The sequence below is a fragment of the Phaeobacter inhibens DSM 16374 genome (assembly GCF_000473105.1).
Taxonomy (GTDB): Bacteria; Pseudomonadota; Alphaproteobacteria; order Rhodobacterales; family Rhodobacteraceae; genus Phaeobacter; species Phaeobacter inhibens.
Genome location: NZ_KI421498.1, coordinates 876009 through 894673 on the forward strand (window position 1 = coordinate 876009; position 18665 = coordinate 894673).

The following is an 18665-nucleotide window of genomic DNA, read 5'->3' on the forward strand; positions in this document are numbered from 1 at the left end:
CTTAGCCCCCCAAGAAGGATTTGCGTACTTCGGGATCTGCGAGCAGTTCCTGACCGGTGCCGGTATAGGCATTGCGCCCCTGTACCAGCACATAGCCTTTGTCCGCGATCTCAAGCGCTTGTTTGGCGTTCTGTTCGACCATCAGGATCGGCAGCCCGGTACGGGCAACCTCGATGATGCGGTCGAACAGCTCATCCATCACGATGGGGGAGACGCCCGCCGTCGGCTCATCCAGCATCAGCACCTTCGGCTTGGTCATCAGCGCGCGGCCCACGGCCACCTGTTGGCGCTGCCCGCCGGACAGCTCACCAGCGGGCTGGTTGCGTTTCTCACGCAGGATCGGAAACAGCTCATAGACCTGCTCCATCGTGTCAGAGAAATCATCGGTGCGGATAAACGCGCCCATTTCCAGGTTCTCTTCCACCGTCATTGAGGTGAAGATATTGCTGGTCTGGGGTACAAATCCCATGCCCTTCACCACGCGGTCCTGCGGAGTAAGCTGGGTGATATCCTCACCGTCCAGGCGCACAGCACCAGAGCGGACATCCAGCATGCCAAAGACAGCTTTCATCGCGGTGGATTTGCCGGCACCGTTGGGACCAACGATCACCGCAATCTCCCCCTTGTCGACGGCAATCGTACAATCATGCAGAATGTCCGGACCCTTGCCGTAGCCGCCGGTCATGGTGTCGCCAATCAGGAACGGTCCGCCATCGACCTTCGTTGTTGGCCCACTTTTGCTATGCGCTGGTTGCATCGTCCCAGCTCCATGCGCGTTGGTGATCGAGGCGTCGCGATTGCCGTGATCATTCTGGTAGGGGTTATCGCTCATGCGCCCGCCTCCAGTTTGTCTTTGTTTTTCAGACCGGTGCCGAGGTAGGCTTCGATCACCTGTTCATTGGCCTTGATCTCGCCCAATGTGCCCTGTGCCAGCTTCTTGCCTTCGGCCATGCAGATGACCGGATCGCAGAGGCGGCCGATGAACTCCATGTCGTGTTCGATCACAACAAAGGTATAGCCGCGCTCCTCGTTGAGGCGCTTGATCGCGTCGGCAATCGTATACAGCAGCGTGCGGTTCACGCCGGCGCCGACCTCATCCAGAAACACGATCTTGGCATCGACCATCATGGTCCGGCCCAGCTCCAGCAGCTTCTTCTGGCCACCAGAAACCTGTCCGGCCTTCAGATCTGCGATATGGCTGATGGTCAGGAATTCCAGCACCTCATCGGCCTTGGCCCGCAGCGCGCGTTCCTCATCAGCGATGCGTTTGCGCCCGAACCAAGTGTTCCACAGGCTTTCGCCCGATTGGCTTCCCGGAACCATCATCAGGTTTTCGCGGCAAGTCATCGACGCAAATTCATGCGCGATCTGGAAGGTGCGCAGCAATCCCTTGTGAAACAACTCATGCGGCGGCAGTCCGGTGATATCCTCACCATCCATGGTTACCCGCCCCGAGGTAGGGGGTAGAACGCCCGCAATTACGTTGAAAAGAGTGGTCTTTCCCGCGCCGTTTGGCCCGATCAAACCGGTTATGGAGCCCTTAGCGATTTCCAGCGATGCGCCATCAACCGCGTGGAACCCGCCGAAGTGCTTGTGCAAGTCCTCGACGACGATCATGTCATTTCATCCCCCACCGTCTTTTTGACGGCTTTTGAATTTGGAACAGCCCGGGCAGAACCCGGGCTGATCATCTTGGTTTGATCCGGTATTAAGGGATCAGCGGAATTTCACGGTGGCGTTGGCACCGTCCTTGACTTCGATCTCACGATAGGAGCCTGCGCTCTCACCGGGGCCGATCAGCTCCACGCCGGTGGCACCTTCATAGTCGATGTCGCCACCGTTCGCGAGGATCTCAAGCGCCTTGCCCAGCTCACCGGGGTTGATTTTCTCACCCGGTGCGTTCGCCACTTCAAGGATCTTGGAGCCATAGTCGGCCGGATCTTTGGAGTTCGCGGCCTGCATGGCCAGCATGAAGAGTGCCGCCGCATCATAGCTTTCCGGCGAATAGGCGGAGGTGCCGTCAAAACCTGCGGCTTTTGCCAGTTCAGCATAGATGGCAGCGCCTTCGCTGTCGGAGCCTGCGATCTGGCCAAAGGAGCCATCAAGGTCCGACCCGATGTTCTTGGGCAGGGAGTCACCGATCATACCGCCGGGCAGACCGAAGGTGTCATACGCGCCGGAGTCCAGCGAGGCCTGAATGATGCCCAGACCGCCCTGGTCCAGATAGCCGGCCACAACCAGAATATCGCCACCGGCGGATGCCAGCGCCGCAACTTCTGCAGAATAGTCGCCTTTGCCATCCTCATGCGCAGTCACGATGGTGACTTCGCCGCCGACTTCCTCAAAGGACGATTTGATCGCGTCGGCCAGACCCTTACCGTAGTCGTTGTTGGTGTAGGTCAGCGCGATGGAGTTGATGCCACGCTCTTTCAGCACTTCTGCCATGACCTGGCCTTCGCGGGCGTCAGACGGCGATGTGCGGAAGAACAGGTCATTGTCTTCCATCGAGGACAGGCCCGGCGAGGTGGCGGAGGGCGAGATCATCACCATGCCGTTCGGAATGGCAACGTTCTGCAGGATCGCGCCGGTCACACCGGAGCAGTCACCGCCGATGATGCCGTTCACGCCGTCAGCGATCAGTTTTTCGCCATTCGCGGTGGACAGACCATTGTCGATGCAGCCGGTGTCCGCGCGCACAGGGGTGACAGTGGCGGAGTCAAGCAGCTTGCCAGATTTGGTGACCTCTTCCATCGCCAGTTCGGCGCCCGCACCCATGGCAGGGGCCAGCGATTCAATCGGGCCGGTAAAGCCGAGAAGCACGCCCAGTTTCACTTCCTTGGCGTGGCCACCTGCAAATGCGGTGCCAGCAGTCAGGGCGGCGGCGGCTGTGGCCATCATCAGTTTTTTCATTTTTGAAACTCCCATTTGTTGGAACTTATTTGTTCAAATCGGACCCTAGGCAAGCACGCCAAAAAAGAAAAGGCCTCTAGCGCCAACACTCGACAGGTTTTTTGGTGTGTTCGGTGACAATAGAATGTTCACAGCCACATACGCAGAAGAGCGGTTGCGCAGCTCCACCAGAGAGATAACCAGCCAACTTTCATTGACGTCACAAGCGCCCACGCCAGCGTCGTTTTCCGCGCTGAGGCCCGCTGAAATTGGGTCAGATGCAAAACCGTGCTAGTCTTTGTTAAGGCGCCCTTTACCAGAGCAACAAGGGCGCATGGCCGATGGTTTGAACGAGAGGCGACTGCAGATGACAAGGCCCGCTATTCGAATAATCCAAATCTGTCATTCATGTATATATCCCGGTCGATCTTCGGCGGCTGCGCTGAAGCGTTCTCCCATCCCACTTGCCGGGCGCAGGTTGTCCGGTCGCAAGGACAGCGTCATGTCGTGGCTTGCCAAGTTCACCTCTGGCGCGGCACTGCTACTGACGCTCGCGACAGGGGCATCAGCGGAGGCGCTGACCAGCAGTCAGGGCGCGCTGCGCATCGAGAAAATGGCGCAGGGGCTGGATATTCCCTGGGGCTTCGACTTTCTCCCCGATGGTTCGGTGCTGATCACAGAGCGGACCGGCAACCTCCTCCTCCTGCGCGACGGCCACCTGACGCGGATCAAGGGAACGCCGAAGGTGGGCGATCAGGGGCAGGGTGGTTTGCTTGACGTAATGGTACCCAGAACCTTCGCCAAAACCCGGCGGATATACCTAACCTATGCAAAACGGGTTGGACGCGGTTCTGCAACTGCCGTCGCCACCGGCCAACTGGCCCGGCGCAACACTCAATTGCAGGGGCTGCGGGATATCTTTGTTGCCGCGCCAGCCGTCAGCAGCGGCCGCCATTTTGGATCGCGACTGGCCGAGGGGCCCGATGGCCATATCTATGTCACGCTTGGGGATCGCGGCGACCGTCAATCAGCGCAGGTTTTGGCATCGCATCAGGGCAGCATTCTACGGCTAACGCCCGAAGGCTCCGCACCACGCAGCAATCCCCTGACCAAACGCCGCGGCGCCCAGCCCGAGATCTGGTCTTATGGGCACCGCAATCCGCAGGGGTTGACCTTTGCCGCCGATGGCAGCCTTTGGTCGGTCGAACACGGCGCCCGTGGCGGAGATGAGGTCAACCGCATCGAAAAGGGAGCCAACTATGGCTGGCCGATCATCTCTTACGGGCGGCATTATTCCGGGCTGACAATTGGCGAAGGCACCGAAAAACCGGGCCTGAAACAGCCCCAGTACTATTGGGATCCCTCGATCGCGCCCTCCAATCTGCTGGTCTACTCAGGCAAGATGTGGCCCGACTGGCGTGGCGACATCTTCGTCGGTTCGCTAAAATTCGACTACATCGCGCGCCTGTCGGGCTCCCCGCTGAAAGAAGTGGAGCAAGTCAAAGGCGAGCAAACCGGCCGTATCCGCGACCTGCGCGAGGCCCCGGATGGCAGTATCTGGTTTGCCTCGGAAACCGATGGCGCAATTTACCGACTGTCACGCTGATAGGCGCCGCCTTAGGTGTATTGGTGGATCACACCGCGGGCGGTGCCGACTTGCTGCCCCGCTCACGGTATGGCGTGGTGTCATAGTGGGCGCGATAGCATTTTGAGAAATGCGACGGCGACGCGAACCCACAGGCAAGTGCCACGTTGATCACGCTCATATCGGTCTGCATCAACAGGTTACGTGCCTTCTGCAACCGCAGCTCCATGTAGTACCGCTTTGGCGAGCGGTTCAGGTAGCGGCGGAACAGCCGCTCAAGCTGTCGGGTCGACATGCCCACGTTCTGCGCCAGGATCGATGGGCTAATCGGCTCTTCGATATTGGCCTCCATCATCTGAATCACCATGGAGAGTTTGGGGTGCCGCACGCCGATCCGCGTGGGAATCGACAGGCGCTGAGTGTCCTGGTCGGTGCGAATCGACGAATAGATCAGCTGGTCGGCGACGGAATTGGCGATATCCTCACCATGATCGCTGGCGATCAGCTTCAGCATCAGGTCAATGGAGGAGGTCCCGCCCGCCGTCGACATCCGGTTGCCATCGATGACAAACACCGACTTGGTAAGCTCAACCTCGTCGAATTCCTCATTGAAACTATCAGCGTTTTCCCAGTGAATCGTCGCCCGTTTGCCATCCAGCAATCCCGCGCGCGCCAGCGAATAGGAGGCGGTGCACAAGCCCCCGATCTTCAGCCCCTTGCGGGCCTCGCGGCGCAGCCAGGACAGAAGCTTTTTCGTGGTGGCGTCCTGCACCGAAATGCCGGAACACAACAGAATTGTGTCATCGCGCTGCAACTCCACCAGATCATCATCAACCTGAAAGGATGTTCCTGCCGAACAACTCACCGTACGACCACCCTCAGCAAGCAATGTCCAGGTGTACACCTCGCGCCCCATCATCCGGTTCGCAATCCGCAGGCATTCCAGCGCAGAGGCAAACGACAGCATGGAAAAACTATCCAGCAAAACAAAGGCATAACGTCGAATTTGGGGGCCAGTGGCCGGGCTTGTCGTGGGCTTGCTTTGCGTCCGCATGGCCAGCGTCCTTATTCAAAATATCTGTTTTTCGCAAAGCCGGTTTTTGCGAAATTCGGGCACCGTGTTCACAGCTTCGCGGTGTCGTCAAGACTTTGCAAATCTAAACTGGTCAGCGCGGGTGCGATTTCGTATAGATGTCCCTCGTTAACCTAAGACCTCTTATGCGGAGACACAGCTATGAGTGAGTGGCAAAAATCGACCTGGCGCCAGAAACCGCGGGTGCAAATGCCAGATTATACCAACGCCGACGCGCTGTCGGCTGTTGAGGCTCAGCTGTCCAAGTATCCGCCATTGGTATTTGCAGGTGAAGCGCGTCGGTTGAAACAGCACCTCGGTGCTGCGGGCCGGGGTGAGGCATTTCTGCTGCAGGGCGGCGACTGCGCCGAGAGCTTTGACCAGTTCAGCGCCGACGCCATCCGCGATACCTTCAAGGTGATGCTGCAGATGGCGATGGTGCTGACCTATGGTGCCAAGGTGCCGGTGATCAAGGTGGGGCGCATGGCGGGCCAGTTCGCCAAGCCTCGCAGCGCGCCAACCGAAACCGTGAATGGCGTGGAACTGCCCAGCTACCGCGGGGATATCATCAACGATCTGGCCTTCACCGAAACATCGCGTGTGCCCGATCCACAGCGTATGCTGCAAGCCTACACCCAGGCGGCGGCAACTGTGAACCTGATCCGGGCGTTTTCGACCGGCGGCTATGCCGATGTGAATCAGGTCCATGCCTGGACCCTGGGTTTCACCGAGGGTGAGAAGGCAGAAAGCTACCGTGAAATGGCGAATCGGATCACCGACACGCTCGACTTCATGAAAGCTGCCGGCATCAACAACGACACCGCCCATACGTTGCAGTCGGTGGAATTCTACACCAGCCACGAAGGTCTGTTGCTGGAATATGAAGAGGCGCTGACCCGTCTGGACTCCACCTCCGGCAAATGGCTGGCTGGCTCCGGCCATATGCTTTGGATCGGCGATCGTACCCGTCAACCCGACGGCGCACATGTCGAATTCTGCCGTGGCGTTCAAAACCCGATTGGTCTGAAATGTGGCCCGACCACCACCGCCGAAGATTTGAAGGTGCTGATGGCCAAGCTGAACCCCGAAAACGAAGAGGGGCGTCTGACCCTGATCGCGCGGTTCGGTGCAGGCAAGGCCGGTGAACACCTGCCGCGCTTGATCAAGGCGGTTCAGGACGAAGGCGCCAAGGTGACCTGGGTCTGCGATCCGATGCACGGCAACACCATCAAATCCTCCTCCGGCTATAAAACCCGGCCGTTTGAAAGCGTGCTGCGTGAGGTCCGTGACTTCTTTGCGATCCACACCGCAGAGGGCACAATCCCGGGCGGTGTGCATTTCGAGATGACCGGTCAGGATGTCACCGAATGTACCGGTGGCGTGCGTGCGGTTACAGACGAGGATCTGAGCGACCGCTATCACACGGCCTGCGATCCGCGCCTGAACGCCAGCCAATCGCTGGAGCTGGCCTTCCTCGTGGCAGAAGAAGTGTCGCAGCTGCGTGCCCGCACCTCTGAGCGCCAGGTTGGCTGATCCTGTTTCTGGCGATATCCAACGACGGGGATCGCCAGTCTAAAACGACCAACCCTCATCCCGGATCGGGGTGAGGGTTTTTTATTTTCAACCACTTACCTGACGTTCCTCATGTCGCTCCAAGCCGTTGGGTGACATCCATGCAAACACGGGAGGACTACAGTTCAGGCCGCAAAAAACGGGAAACGCCCCGGACCTTCTGTCGCGGGGCGCTTGCTTTCTAGCTATGTCCAGTAGCGCGAAAGTAACTCGGAATATTATGGTATTGAGAAGGCCGTAATTCAGTCCTTGCTGACAATCAGACGCAGGTGGCTGCCGCGCTTCTTGGATTTTTCCTCAGCCTGTTCCGCCGCAGGGGCTGCCGGTGTCTCATTCGACATCTGGCGGCTGCGCTCAATCAGGGCACGGGCCTCGGTCATGACAGTAGGTTCGCGCTCAAACCGCGCCTGCGTTTCAGCAAAACCGGGGTTCGGCGTATTGACGTCCTTCGCCGCAGGTACCGGGGCTGCAGGTTTCACCGGTGCGGCCTGATCTGCTGCGCGCGGCTTCGCCTTGAAGGGCGCATCGCCGGTCGGGCTGACCTGACGGATCTGTGTTTCAGTTACCGAGAACCGCTGCGAGGTTCCAGTCGGATTGCCTTCAGAGATGAAGACCCCAAGCGCCCGACTGACATCTCCCAGATCGCTGCGCAAAGGCAGCAGCAACATACGCGCCTCGCGGGCACCGCGCAGGCGGTTGTTTTCGGTCTGCAAGGTCAGCTCGATAATGGCAGGCGTGTCGAACATCGTCTCCAGCGCCGCGCTGACCTGTTTGCGGGCCGCCGGGGTGAAAAACGCAGTGATTGGCATCCCGCGCACTTCCATACCGGCCATTTCGTTAACCCGCTGGCCAGCGAGACGAAAACGAGCGATGCCGGGAGCGATCCGCTCCAGAATGAAGGTCTGAGGAAGGATGTTTTCCAGCCCACGCGGATCGATCTGCGACCGGCTGGGAATATCGTCGCCACGGCGCAGAGCTGTCCAGTAAGCCTCCGCCTGTCGCATGGGCGACAGCGATCCCGCTGCGCGGAAGCGATCCATTGCCACAACCTTGGTTTGACCTTCGGTCTGATTGTTATCTTTGCGGCCGCCAAAAAACATCGCTGTCATCCTCGCTGGATCCGGCTGGGTCATGCGCCAAGCTAAAGTTGGTTGCCTAACGATTAATGCCGAATTGGTTATCCTGAAGTTAACATGCCACAATCTTATTCAATTTTGGACTATTTCTTTAATCAATGGTTAACACTTTAGGATAGGTCCCCGCGCTTATGGACTTGTCCGCTGGCCGTTTGTAAACCTGTGGCGAGGCGAAACAGCGCCTTGGGCGCCCGGGGAGGCAGCAGACAATGACCATCTATTCAATGACCGGCTTCGCCGCAGGGCAGGGCAGCACCGGGGCGCATAGCTGGTCGTGCGAATTACGCTCCGTGAATGCCAAGGGGCTAGACCTGCGCTTGCGCATCCCTGACTGGCTGGACGGGCTCGAAACCAGCCTGCGCGGGCAATTAAGCAAGGCTTTGTCGCGCGGCAATGTCTCCATGACACTGAGGATCAGCCGCAGCGAGGAGGCCGCTGCCGCCCTTCAGATCAACCAACCAGCACTGGCAACGCTGCTGACAGCCGTTGCCGAGGTAGAACGACAGGCCGCCGCCGCAGGGGTCACATTGGCACAGACCTCTGTCGCAGATCTTCTGGCACAACGGGGCGTACTGGAGCAGGCCAGCGGCAGCGATGATCCTGCCCCCATCGTGGCCGCCCTCAGCACTGATTTTGCCACAATCCTGTCCGACTTTGTTAACATGCGCGCCACTGAAGGGGCCGCGTTGAAAACTGTTCTGATGGACCAACTGGATCAGATCAGCACGCTGCGCAACGAGGCTGCACAACGCGCCGACGCCCGCAAGGCCGAGGTTGCCGCAACCCTGCGCAGCAATCTGGCGCGGGTGCTTGAGAACAGCGACGGCGTGGACGAAACGCGGCTGGCACAGGAACTGGCCCTGCTGGCGGTCAAAGCGGATGTCACCGAGGAGCTGGATCGGCTGACCGCCCATGTCGCGGCTGCGCGTGAACTGCTGACCAAGGGCGGCGCCGTCGGGCGCAAGCTGGATTTCCTGATGCAGGAATTCAACCGCGAGGCCAATACGCTCTGCTCCAAGGCGCAAAACAGCGACCTGACTGCGGTCGGGCTTGAGCTGAAAGCGGTCATCGACCAAATGCGCGAGCAAGTCCAGAACATCGAATAACGAACCAGAATAATAACGCATTAAGACAAAGGAGAGCACGCCATGGCAGATCGGCGCGGCCTGTTGATTATCCTTTCTTCGCCCTCAGGGGCTGGGAAATCCACATTGGCGAAACGGCTGCGGTCCTGGGATCCCAGCATTGAATTTTCCGTCTCGGCCACCACGCGCAATCCGCGTCCCGGTGAAACCGACGGGCAGGACTATCACTTCATCACCACTGATGCCTTCAAGACCGCCGTGAGCGAAGGCAACATGCTGGAGCACGCTCATGTGTTTGGCAATTTCTATGGCTCACCCAAGGGGCCGGTGAAGGCGGCGATTGATGGCGGGCGTGACGTGCTGTTTGATATCGACTGGCAGGGTGCGCAGCAGATCCGCAACTCAGACCTGGGGCAGCACACGCTGTCGATCTTCCTGCTGCCGCCCTCGATCGGAGAGTTGCGCCGCCGACTGGAGAGCCGCGCGCAGGATGATGCCGCGACCATCACCCGCAGGATGGAGAAAAGCTGGGACGAAATCAGCCACTGGGGCAGCTATGATCACGTGCTGATCAACGATGATCTGGATGCCACCGAGCTACAGCTGAAGACCATTATCACCGCCACCCGTCTGCGCCGCATCCAGCAGCCGCATCTGGTCGACCATGTGCGCGGCCTGCAAAGCGAATTTGAGGATCTGTCATGACCATCTATGCCTTGGGCGACAAAACACCCGAACTCCACGCCGACACATGGGTCGCGCCGGATGCTAATCTGATCGGCCTTGTGGTGTTGGAGGAGAGGGCCTCGGTCTGGTTCGGCAGCACCATCCGCGCAGATCACGAGGAGATCCGTATCGGACGCGGTTCTAACGTGCAGGAAAACTGCGTCATGCATATTGACGCAGGCTACCCCCTGACCATTGGCGAGAACTGCACAATCGGCCACAAGGTGATGCTGCATGGCTGCACCATCGGCGACAATTCCCTGATTGGGATGGGGGCAACCGTCCTCAACGGGGCCAAGATCGGCAAGAACTGCCTGATCGGTGCGGGCGCCCTGATCACAGAGAATAAAGAAATCCCCGATAATTCTCTGGTCATGGGCGCACCCGGCAAAATTGTCCGCGATGTGGATGAAGCCCTGGTGCAATCCCTGCGCCAAAGCGCCGAGCACTACCAGGAAAACATGCGTCGTTTTCGCGACGAACTGACAGAGGTCTGACACGTGAGAAATTCCAAAGGGTCGCTGATGCGGCCAGATCCCTTGCCCTTCAGCGCGAGCCATCCGGTTGTGACGCCACTCAGCCCGTCGGTTGTCTATGCCAGCGAAACGCCGGATGCGCTTGACGACCAATACGAAGGGCGAGTGCACGGCTATACCTACTCCCGCGAAGGCCATCCCAACGCCGATGTCGTCGCCAAGCGGCTCGATGCGATGGAAGGGATGCCCGGTGGGGTCGTGACCGGGTCCGGTATGGCGGCGGTTTCTGCCGTTCTGCTGGGCCTGCTGAAAACAGGCGATCATGTGATTGGTGGCAATCAGCTCTATGGGCGGTCGATGCGCCTGATGGCCGAGGATCTGCCGCGTCTGGGCATCGAAACCACTTTGGCCAATCCCGGTGATGTGGCCGCAGTGAAGGCGGCGATCCGCCCCGAAACCACGATGATCCTGGTCGAGGCGGTGTCAAACCCGACGCTTGCCGTCGCCGATATCGACGGGTTGGCCCAGCTCTGCAAGGACCGCGATATCCTTTTGGTGGTCGACAATACCTTCACCACGCCACGGGGCTTTCAACCTTTTGATCATGGCGCCGATATCGTCATCCATTCGATCACCAAGCTGCTGGCGGGGCATTCCGATGTGATGCTCGGCTATGTCGTGGCCAAGGATCCTGAGATCAACACCCGTCTCAGCGTCTATGTGGTCACCACCGGCATGACGCCCAGCCCGTTTGACTGCTGGCTTGCGGAGCGTGGCATGTTGTCATTTGAGCTGCGGTTTGAACGCGCGCAGGCCACGGCGGTGACGCTCGCCGACCATCTGGCAGGGCTGCCCGGGGTCAAGCGGGTGATTTACCCGACCCGCAAGGATCATCCCGATCACGAGCGCGCCATGGCGCTGTTGGACGGGAAAGGCTGCAATATGGTCAGCTTTGAGCTTGAGGGCGGGCGCGCTGCGGCCAATGCCTTTACCCGTGGGGCCGATGGGCTGAACTTTGCCCCGACCCTTGGCGATGTGGGCACGACGCTGTCGCATCCGGCCTCATCCTCACACCGCGCCCTCAGCACAGAGGATCGCGCCAAACTGGGGCTGAGCGAAGGGTTCTTCCGCGTCTCGGTCGGGCTTGAGGATCCGGAAACACTCTGCGCTGTCTTCACCGAAGCGGTCGCGGCTGCCACGTCATAGTTACAATCGGTTTGTAACACGACCGGCACAGCAACAAAGCGAGGGGCAGATGACACAGGATTTAATCGACGGTTTCATGGAAGCCATCCCCTTGCCAGCGGTGCTGGTCGATCAAAGCGAAAGGTTCATCGCCGCAAATGCGGCGGCGACCACACTGCTGGGTGCCAATCTGGTCGGACGTCATTTTGCCACCATCCTGCGCCAGCCCAATGTGGCCACGGCGATCGAAAGCTGTCTTTATGAACGCAGCGCCAAAACCGCCCGTCACCTGTCCAACGACGGCGCACAGGACACCACGTTCGAGGTCGCCTTGCGCTATATTCCCGGCATTGGTGCGGTAAATGGCGGAGCGGCGCTGATCAGTCTCACGGATATCACTGACCGCGAGCAGGCCAGCCAGATGAGACGTGATTTCGTCGCCAATGTCAGCCATGAACTGCGCACGCCGCTGACCGCGCTGATGGGGTTCATTGAAACGCTCCGTGGCCCCGCGCGTGACGATGCCCCGGCACGCGACAGGTTTCTCACAATCATGCAGGGCGAGGCAAATCGGATGAACCGCCTGGTCGGGGATCTCTTGTCGCTGAATCGGGTCGAGAGCGAAGAGCGTGTGCGGCCGCGCGAGCAACTCGACTTGGGCGCGCATCTGGCCTCAACGCTGAAATCACTGGAACCGGTGGCGGAGGCTGCAGATGTGCAGCTTATTCTGGAAATCCCAGAGGAGCCGACGCTGGTCACCGGGGATCCGGATCAGCTGCAGCAGGTGTTCACAAACCTTGTTGAGAACGCCATCAAATATGGCGGCGATCAGGTGACCCTGCGCCTCAGAACACGCGACCGCGACCCCGCCGTCCGTGCCGCCGCCGTCCGGGTTGAGGTGATCGACAATGGCACCGGGATCGACCCGGTGCATTTGCCCCGGCTCACGGAACGGTTCTACCGCGTCGACACGCACAGATCGCGTGAGCAGGGCGGCACCGGGCTGGGGCTGGCGATCGTCAAACATATCATCAACCGCCATCGCGGCCGGATGCGGGTGGAAAGCTCCGCTGCGACGGGCACGGTGTTCACCGTGATCCTTCCGCGCTGACACGACGGTGAGGCGTTGGCGCGCTGTATGTGACAATAAACTGCGCGCCCACCGCGAAGTTCGTCGCGAAAAGTTAAGAAAACCCACCGTTGCCCGGCCGATTTGTCACAAAAAACGGGGCAGCAACCGGGTTTGTCATACAGCTGTTACATAGCCGTCACAAAAGGCACATGCGCCGCCCTTAGGTGAGGGCGCAAGATCATCACGGGATGATCCTGAAAATTGACACCCAAGGAGACACAGATGTCCTTTGTGAAACTCACCGCTTCCGCCCTGGCCATTTCGGCTGTTTCTGCCACTGCTGCGGCAGCGCGCGATCAGGTTCAGGTTGCCGGTTCTTCGACTGTTCTGCCCTATGCCTCCATCGTGGCCGAAGCCTTTGGCGAGAACTTCGACTTCCCGACACCGGTCGTTGAATCCGGTGGGTCCTCTGCCGGTCTGAAGCGGTTCTGCGAAGGTGTGGGCGAAAACACCATCGACGTGGCCAACGCATCGCGCCGCATCAAGGACAAGGAAATCAAGGCCTGCGCAGAAAACGGCGTGACCGACATCATCGAAGTTCAGATCGGTTATGACGGCATCGTGTTTGCCAATGACATCAAGGGCAACGCCTTTGAATACACGCCGACCGACTGGTTCCTGGCCCTGTCCGACGAGATCCTGGTTGATGGCAAAATGGTCGCCAACCCCAACAAAACCTGGGCCGATGTGAACAGCGCCTTCCCGGCGCAAGACATTCAGGCCTTCATCCCCGGCACCAAGCACGGCACCCGCGAAGTGTTCGAAGACAAGGTGATCCTGGCAGGCTGCGAAGCCACCGGCGCCTTCGAGCATCTGCTGGCTCACGCCGAAGGTGACAGCGACAAAGCCAAGAAGAAAGCCGCAGAGAAAGCCTGTATTTCCCTACGCACAGACGGCAAGTCGGTCGACATCGACGGCGACTACACCGAAACCCTGGCCCGCATCGAGAGCAACAAGGACGGCATCGGCGTCTTTGGTCTGGCGTTCTATGAGAACAACACAGACAAGCTGCAGGTTGCCACCATGTCCGGCATTGTACCCACCACCGAGAGCATTGCCGAAGGTGAATATCCGGTATCGCGCCCGCTGTTCTTCTACGTGAAGAAAGCCCACATCGGCGTGATCCCCGGCCTGAAAGAATACGCTGAATTCTTCGTCGCAGACGAAGTGGCCGGCCCCGATGGCCCGCTGGCAGAGTATGGTCTGGTTGCCGATCCTGAGCTGACCAAGACTCAGGCTGTGGTCTCCGAAGAAGAGGTCATCGGCGGCAACTCCTGATCGCCCGGCCAGAATGACACTGCGGGCCGGGGCATTTGAAATTGCCCCGGCCCAATTCATGACCACCACAAGACACCCCTTTGCAATCCGGCGTGGTCGGCTCTTGCAGAACCGGATTTTCCGTCTCACTCAAACGGAGTAGCTGATGCCGACAGTTTGGCTCGTGATTGCCCTTCTTGCCCTTTCCGGGCTGGGCTTTGTGCTGGGGCGCAACCGCGCGCTTGCCTCGGCAGGAGGGAACGCCAAGGCGTTGCACTCGTTGCCCGCTTACTACGGTCACAACGTGGCCTTCAGCGCGCTGGTGCCTGCACTGGCGGTGCTGGCCATATGGTCGCTGGCCCAGCCCATGGTCATTGAGAACCGTGTATCCGCCATGATCCCTGCGGAACTGGTGCCGGAGAATTCCACGCTTGGCCTCGTGATGAGTGACGTGCGCCGTCTTGCCGAAGGGCTGGACCTGGCGGTAGAGCAGGGCGTTCTTTCCTCGACCGAAGCCCGCAACCTCGACAGTGGTGAAACCGATATTCGCGCCCGTCTCGGGGATATCGGTGTTGCCCTCGGCTCTGAAGTGCGCCCAGAGGTGCTAAACGCAGCCCAGAGCTATCGGAGCCTTTCCAACAAGGGTCAGATCATCATGTCGGTGATTGTTGGCCTCTTGGCTATGGTCGGCTTTGCCTGGGCCTATGGCCGCACGCACAAGGATTTCCGCGCCCGTAATGTGGTGGAACAGGGGATCATGGCGCTGCTCATTCTTGCTGCCAGTCTCGCGATCCTGACCACCGTCGGCATCGTCTTCTCAATGCTGTTCGAGAGCATCAACTTCTTTGGGCTGCATGCCTGGAGTGACTTCTTCTTTGGCACCACATGGGCGCCGAACTTCCGCGGGGACAGTGACCTGTCGATCCTGCCGTTGCTGTGGGGAACGCTGTATATCTCCGCTATTGCGCTGCTGGTCGCGGTGCCTGTCGGGCTATTTGCTGCGATCTATCTCTCTGAATATGCCAGCGGCACAACCCGCGCCTTTGCCAAGCCACTGCTGGAGATCCTCGCCGGGATCCCGACCATCGTCTACGGCCTCTTTGCATTGCTGACCGTTGGCCCGCTTCTTGTGAAATTCTTCGGCCAGGGCGAAGACGGCATTTTGGGGGTCGAGTGGATGAGCGGGGCGACCTCGGTGCTGACTGCTGGTCTGGTGATGGGCATCATGCTGATCCCCTTTGTGTCTTCGCTGTCCGATGACATCATCAACGCCGTGCCTCAGGCCATGCGCGATGGCTCGCTTGGATTGGGTGCGACCAAATCCGAAACCATCCGTCAGGTGGTCATTCCGGCCGCGCTGCCGGGTATCGTCGGCGCTGTCCTGCTTGCGGCATCGCGCGCCATCGGTGAGACGATGATCGTGGTTATGGGGGCAGGGGCGATTGCGAAATTCTCGCTCAACCCGCTGGAATCAATGACCACGATCACCACACGTATTGTCAGCCAGTTGACCGGCGATACGGATTTCGCCAGCCCCGAAACGCTCGTTGCCTTTGCCCTTGGTCTGACCCTCTTTGTCCTGACCCTCGGCCTCAATGTCCTGGCGCTTTATATCGTGCGCAAATACCGGGAGCAGTACGACTAATGACCGATATCAGCCAAAACACCCCCGGACCGAACACCGCCGGATCCGACGCCCGGCACGCAGGCTCCCTGCTGCAACAATCGGATCGCACCCGCAAACGCAACGCCGCCGAGCGCCGGTTCCGTGGCTACGGTATTGCCGCCATCACGGTCGGCCTGCTGATGCTGGCCGTGCTGGTCTTCACCATTGTAAGCCGCGGCACAGGCGCGTTTCAGCAGACCTTCATCACGCTGGATGTGGAACTGCTGGAGAGCAAACTGGATAAATCCGGCACCCGCGATCTGGACGCGATCAAGAAGGTGACCACCTTCGGGTATGCGCCGCTGATCAAAAACGCGGTGCAGGCGAAAGTTGCAGAGCTGGGGATCGACACCGATCTGAAGGCCAAGGCCATGGCAGGTATCCTGTCGAAAAACGCCGCCGCCCAGCTGCGAGCCTATGTGGTGGAAAACCCCGATCAGATCGGTCAGACGGTGACATTCCGGTTTCTCGCCTCCAGCCGTGTTGATGGCTACCTGAAGGGCCGTGTCAGCCGTGACAGCATTGTCAACGACAAGAGCATCTCGCCCGCGCAACTCGATCTGGTGGATGCACTGGTGGCAGCGGAGGTCGCGGCGAAGACTTTCAACCTGGATTTCATCACCGGCGCCGATGCCTCTGATGCGCGTCCAGAAGCGGCCGGCATGGGCGTCTCCATGATGGGCTCGCTGTTCATGATGCTGGTGGTTCTGGCGCTGGCACTGCCTATTGGGGTTGCCGCCTCGATCTATCTTGAGGAATTCGCCCCCAAGAACTGGATCACCGATGTGATTGAGGTGAATATCTCCAACCTCGCTGCCGTGCCATCAATCGTGTTTGGTATTCTGGGCCTTGCAGTATTCATCAACTACATGCACCTGCCGATGTCAGCGCCGCTGGTGGGTGGTCTGGTGTTGACCTTGATGACTCTGCCGACAGTGATCATCTCGACCCGCGCCTCGCTGAAATCCGTGCCGCCCTCTATCCGGGATGCCGCACTGGGGGTCGGGGCCTCGCGCATGCAGGCGGTGTTTCACCATGTCCTGCCGCTGGCCGCACCGGGTATCCTGACCGGCACCATCATTGGTCTGGCGCAGGCCTTGGGTGAGACCGCACCGCTGCTGCTGATCGGCATGGTCGGCTTCATCGCCTCCAATGCGCCGGAAACGATTGCCGACGGCCTGTTGGCGCCGAACTCGGCCATGCCAGCACAGATCTATGAATGGGCCAAACGCGCAGATCCGGCATTTTACGAACGCGCCTGGGGCGGTATCATCATCCTGTTGATCTTCCTCGTCACCATGAACACAGTGGCCGTAATCCTGCGCCGCCGCTTTGAACGCCGCTGGTAAGAGGGGGCAATTATGAACCAGATGACTGCATTGGACAAAGACGTGCAAACTCAGAAAACCAAGATCGCCGCCAAGAATGTGAATGTCTATTACGGCGAGTCCCACGCGATCAAGGACGTGAACGTCGAGATCGAAGACAACACCGTCACCGCTTTCATCGGCCCATCGGGCTGCGGCAAGTCGACCTTTCTGCGCTGTCTCAACCGGATGAATGACACGATTGATATCTGCCGGGTAACTGGCGATATCTCCATTGATGGCGAAGATATCTACGACAACCGCGTGGATCCCGTGCAGCTGCGCGCTAAGGTGGGCATGGTGTTTCAGAAACCGAACCCGTTCCCCAAGTCGATCTATGACAACGTCGCCTATGGCCCGCGCATCCACGGCCTGGCCGCCAATAAGGCGGAGCTGGACGAGATCGTTGAGAAATCCCTGCGCCGTGGCGCCATCTGGGATGAGGTGAAGGACCGTCTTGATGCGCCGGGTACCGGTCTCTCCGGCGGCCAGCAACAGCGCCTGTGTATCGCCCGCGCCGTCGCGACCGAACCCGAAGTGCTCTTGATGGATGAGCCATGTTCGGCGCTGGACCCGATTGCAACCGCCCAGATCGAAGAGCTGATTGACGAGCTGCGCAACAGCTATTCGGTGGTGATCGTCACCCACTCCATGCAGCAGGCCGCACGGGTGAGCCAGAAAACCGCATTTTTCCATCTTGGCAATCTGGTGGAATTTGGTGCGACCGGGCAGATCTTCACCAATCCCGAAGATCCCCGCACCGAAAGCTATATCACCGGCCGTATCGGCTGATCGAGGACTGACCCATGGTAGAACAACATATTGCATCCGCGTTTGACCGCGACCTCGAAGCTATTCAGGCTCAGATCATGAAAATGGGGGGCCTTGTCGAGGCTGCCATTATGGACGCGGCCCGCGCGCTGGAAACCCGGGATGAGGAACTGGCCCAACAGGTGCGTCAGGGCGACAAGGCCATCGACGGTCTCGAAGAACTGATCAACGAAGAAGCCGCCCGCGTTATCGCCATCCGTGCGCCCGCCGCCGTTGACCTGCGGCTGGTTCTGTCGGTGATGAAAATCTCCGGCAACCTTGAACGCATCGGCGATTATGCCAAGAACATCGCCAAACGGACGGCTGTTCTCGCGCAGGGGCCAAATGTCTCCGAAAGTGCTGCCGCCATGCGCCGTATGGCGCGCGAAGTCGAACTGATGCTGAAGGATGCGTTGGATTCCTACATTCAGCGCGATGTGGAACTGGCGCAGGACGTGATCGCCCGCGACCGCGACGTCGACCAGATGTACAATGCGCTGTTCCGCGAGTTCCTGACCTTCATGATGGAGGATCCGCGCAACATCACACCCTGCATGCACCTTCATTTCATTGCCAAGAACGTCGAACGCATGGGCGATCATGTCACGTCGATTGCCGAACAGGTGGTCTATCTGGTGACCGGCGACAAGCCCGAGGATGACCGGCAGAAAGCCGACACCACATCGTCTGTACCGCAGGAGGTCTGA

At 59.4% G+C, this 18665-nt stretch carries 17 protein-coding genes; 12 read left to right on the plus strand and 5 right to left on the minus strand.

Annotation, left to right across the window (positions count from 1 at the left end):
- Position 1: 1 nt before the first annotated feature.
- The 3 genes from INHI_RS0107850 to INHI_RS0107860 form a co-directional block, all read right to left on the minus strand.
- Positions 2-832: an ABC transporter ATP-binding protein gene (locus tag INHI_RS0107850; RefSeq protein WP_014880020.1), complete on the minus strand. Its 831-nt coding sequence runs from the start codon at positions 830-832 to the stop codon at positions 2-4.
- Positions 829-1617: an ABC transporter ATP-binding protein gene (locus tag INHI_RS0107855; RefSeq protein WP_027247306.1), complete on the minus strand. Its 789-nt coding sequence runs from the start codon at positions 1615-1617 to the stop codon at positions 829-831. Before INHI_RS0107855 ends, INHI_RS0107850 begins: the two co-directional genes overlap by 4 nt.
- Positions 1618-1716: 99 nt before the next feature.
- Positions 1717-2910: an ABC transporter substrate-binding protein gene (locus INHI_RS0107860; protein ID WP_014880018.1), complete on the minus strand. Its 1194-nt coding sequence runs from the start codon at positions 2908-2910 to the stop codon at positions 1717-1719.
- A gap of 481 nt (positions 2911-3391) precedes the next feature.
- Between INHI_RS0107860 and INHI_RS0107865 the strand changes: the two genes are divergently transcribed.
- Positions 3392-4495 (plus strand): PQQ-dependent sugar dehydrogenase, encoded by a 1104-nt coding sequence (locus INHI_RS0107865; RefSeq protein WP_027247307.1) that lies wholly within the window; start codon positions 3392-3394, stop codon positions 4493-4495.
- A 28-nt stretch (positions 4496-4523) separates the two neighbouring features.
- Here the strand turns inward: INHI_RS0107865 and INHI_RS0107870 are convergent, their stop codons facing one another.
- The gene (locus tag INHI_RS0107870) at positions 4524-5528 is read right to left on the minus strand and encodes a GlxA family transcriptional regulator (RefSeq protein ID WP_014874695.1); all 1005 of its coding nucleotides are present in this window, start codon (positions 5526-5528) and stop codon (positions 4524-4526) included.
- A gap of 180 nt (positions 5529-5708) precedes the next feature.
- Between INHI_RS0107870 and INHI_RS0107875 the strand changes: the two genes are divergently transcribed.
- Complete coding sequence (locus tag INHI_RS0107875; RefSeq protein WP_014874694.1) at positions 5709-7079, plus strand: class II 3-deoxy-7-phosphoheptulonate synthase; 1371 nt, start codon at positions 5709-5711, stop codon at positions 7077-7079.
- Positions 7080-7360: 281 nt separating this feature from the next.
- Here the strand turns inward: INHI_RS0107875 and INHI_RS0107880 are convergent, their stop codons facing one another.
- Positions 7361-8218 (minus strand): PAS domain-containing protein, encoded by an 858-nt coding sequence (locus INHI_RS0107880; protein WP_027247308.1) that lies wholly within the window; start codon positions 8216-8218, stop codon positions 7361-7363.
- Positions 8219-8463: 245 nt separating this feature from the next.
- Here INHI_RS0107880 and INHI_RS0107885 point away from each other — a divergent pair, with 245 nt between their 5' ends.
- The 10 genes from INHI_RS0107885 (at position 8464) to phoU (ending at position 18665) form a co-directional block, all read left to right on the plus strand.
- A complete protein-coding gene (locus INHI_RS0107885) occupies positions 8464-9360 on the plus strand; it encodes a YicC/YloC family endoribonuclease (RefSeq protein ID WP_027247309.1) in 897 nt (298 codons plus the stop codon).
- A gap of 42 nt (positions 9361-9402) precedes the next feature.
- Positions 9403-10044, plus strand: a complete 642-nt coding sequence (gene gmk, locus INHI_RS0107890) for a guanylate kinase (RefSeq protein ID WP_014880014.1) — start codon at positions 9403-9405, stop codon at positions 10042-10044.
- A complete protein-coding gene (locus INHI_RS0107895) occupies positions 10041-10562 on the plus strand; it encodes a gamma carbonic anhydrase family protein (RefSeq protein ID WP_014880013.1) in 522 nt (173 codons plus the stop codon). Before gmk ends, INHI_RS0107895 begins: the two co-directional genes overlap by 4 nt.
- Before the next feature lie 27 nt (positions 10563-10589).
- Positions 10590-11747, plus strand: a complete 1158-nt coding sequence (locus INHI_RS0107900; RefSeq protein WP_036766980.1) for a trans-sulfuration enzyme family protein — start codon at positions 10590-10592, stop codon at positions 11745-11747.
- 49 nt (positions 11748-11796) lie between these two features.
- The gene (locus tag INHI_RS0107905) at positions 11797-12837 is read left to right on the plus strand and encodes a sensor histidine kinase (protein ID WP_027247311.1); all 1041 of its coding nucleotides are present in this window, start codon (positions 11797-11799) and stop codon (positions 12835-12837) included.
- A 243-nt stretch (positions 12838-13080) separates the two neighbouring features.
- Positions 13081-14136 (plus strand): substrate-binding domain-containing protein, encoded by a 1056-nt coding sequence (locus INHI_RS0107910; RefSeq protein WP_027247312.1) that lies wholly within the window; start codon positions 13081-13083, stop codon positions 14134-14136.
- A 145-nt stretch (positions 14137-14281) separates the two neighbouring features.
- Positions 14282-15760 (plus strand): phosphate ABC transporter permease subunit PstC, encoded by a 1479-nt coding sequence (pstC, locus tag INHI_RS0107915; RefSeq protein ID WP_014880009.1) that lies wholly within the window; start codon positions 14282-14284, stop codon positions 15758-15760.
- Positions 15760-17130: a phosphate ABC transporter permease PstA gene (pstA, locus tag INHI_RS0107920; RefSeq protein ID WP_027247313.1), complete on the plus strand. Its 1371-nt coding sequence runs from the start codon at positions 15760-15762 to the stop codon at positions 17128-17130. Before pstC ends, pstA begins: the two co-directional genes overlap by 1 nt.
- A gap of 12 nt (positions 17131-17142) precedes the next feature.
- On the plus strand, positions 17143-17940 hold the full coding sequence (pstB, locus tag INHI_RS0107925) for a phosphate ABC transporter ATP-binding protein PstB (protein WP_014880007.1): 798 nt from the start codon (positions 17143-17145) through the stop codon (positions 17938-17940).
- A gap of 14 nt (positions 17941-17954) precedes the next feature.
- Positions 17955-18665, plus strand: coding sequence for a phosphate signaling complex protein PhoU (gene phoU / locus INHI_RS0107930; protein WP_014874683.1), 711 nt, complete (start codon positions 17955-17957; stop codon positions 18663-18665).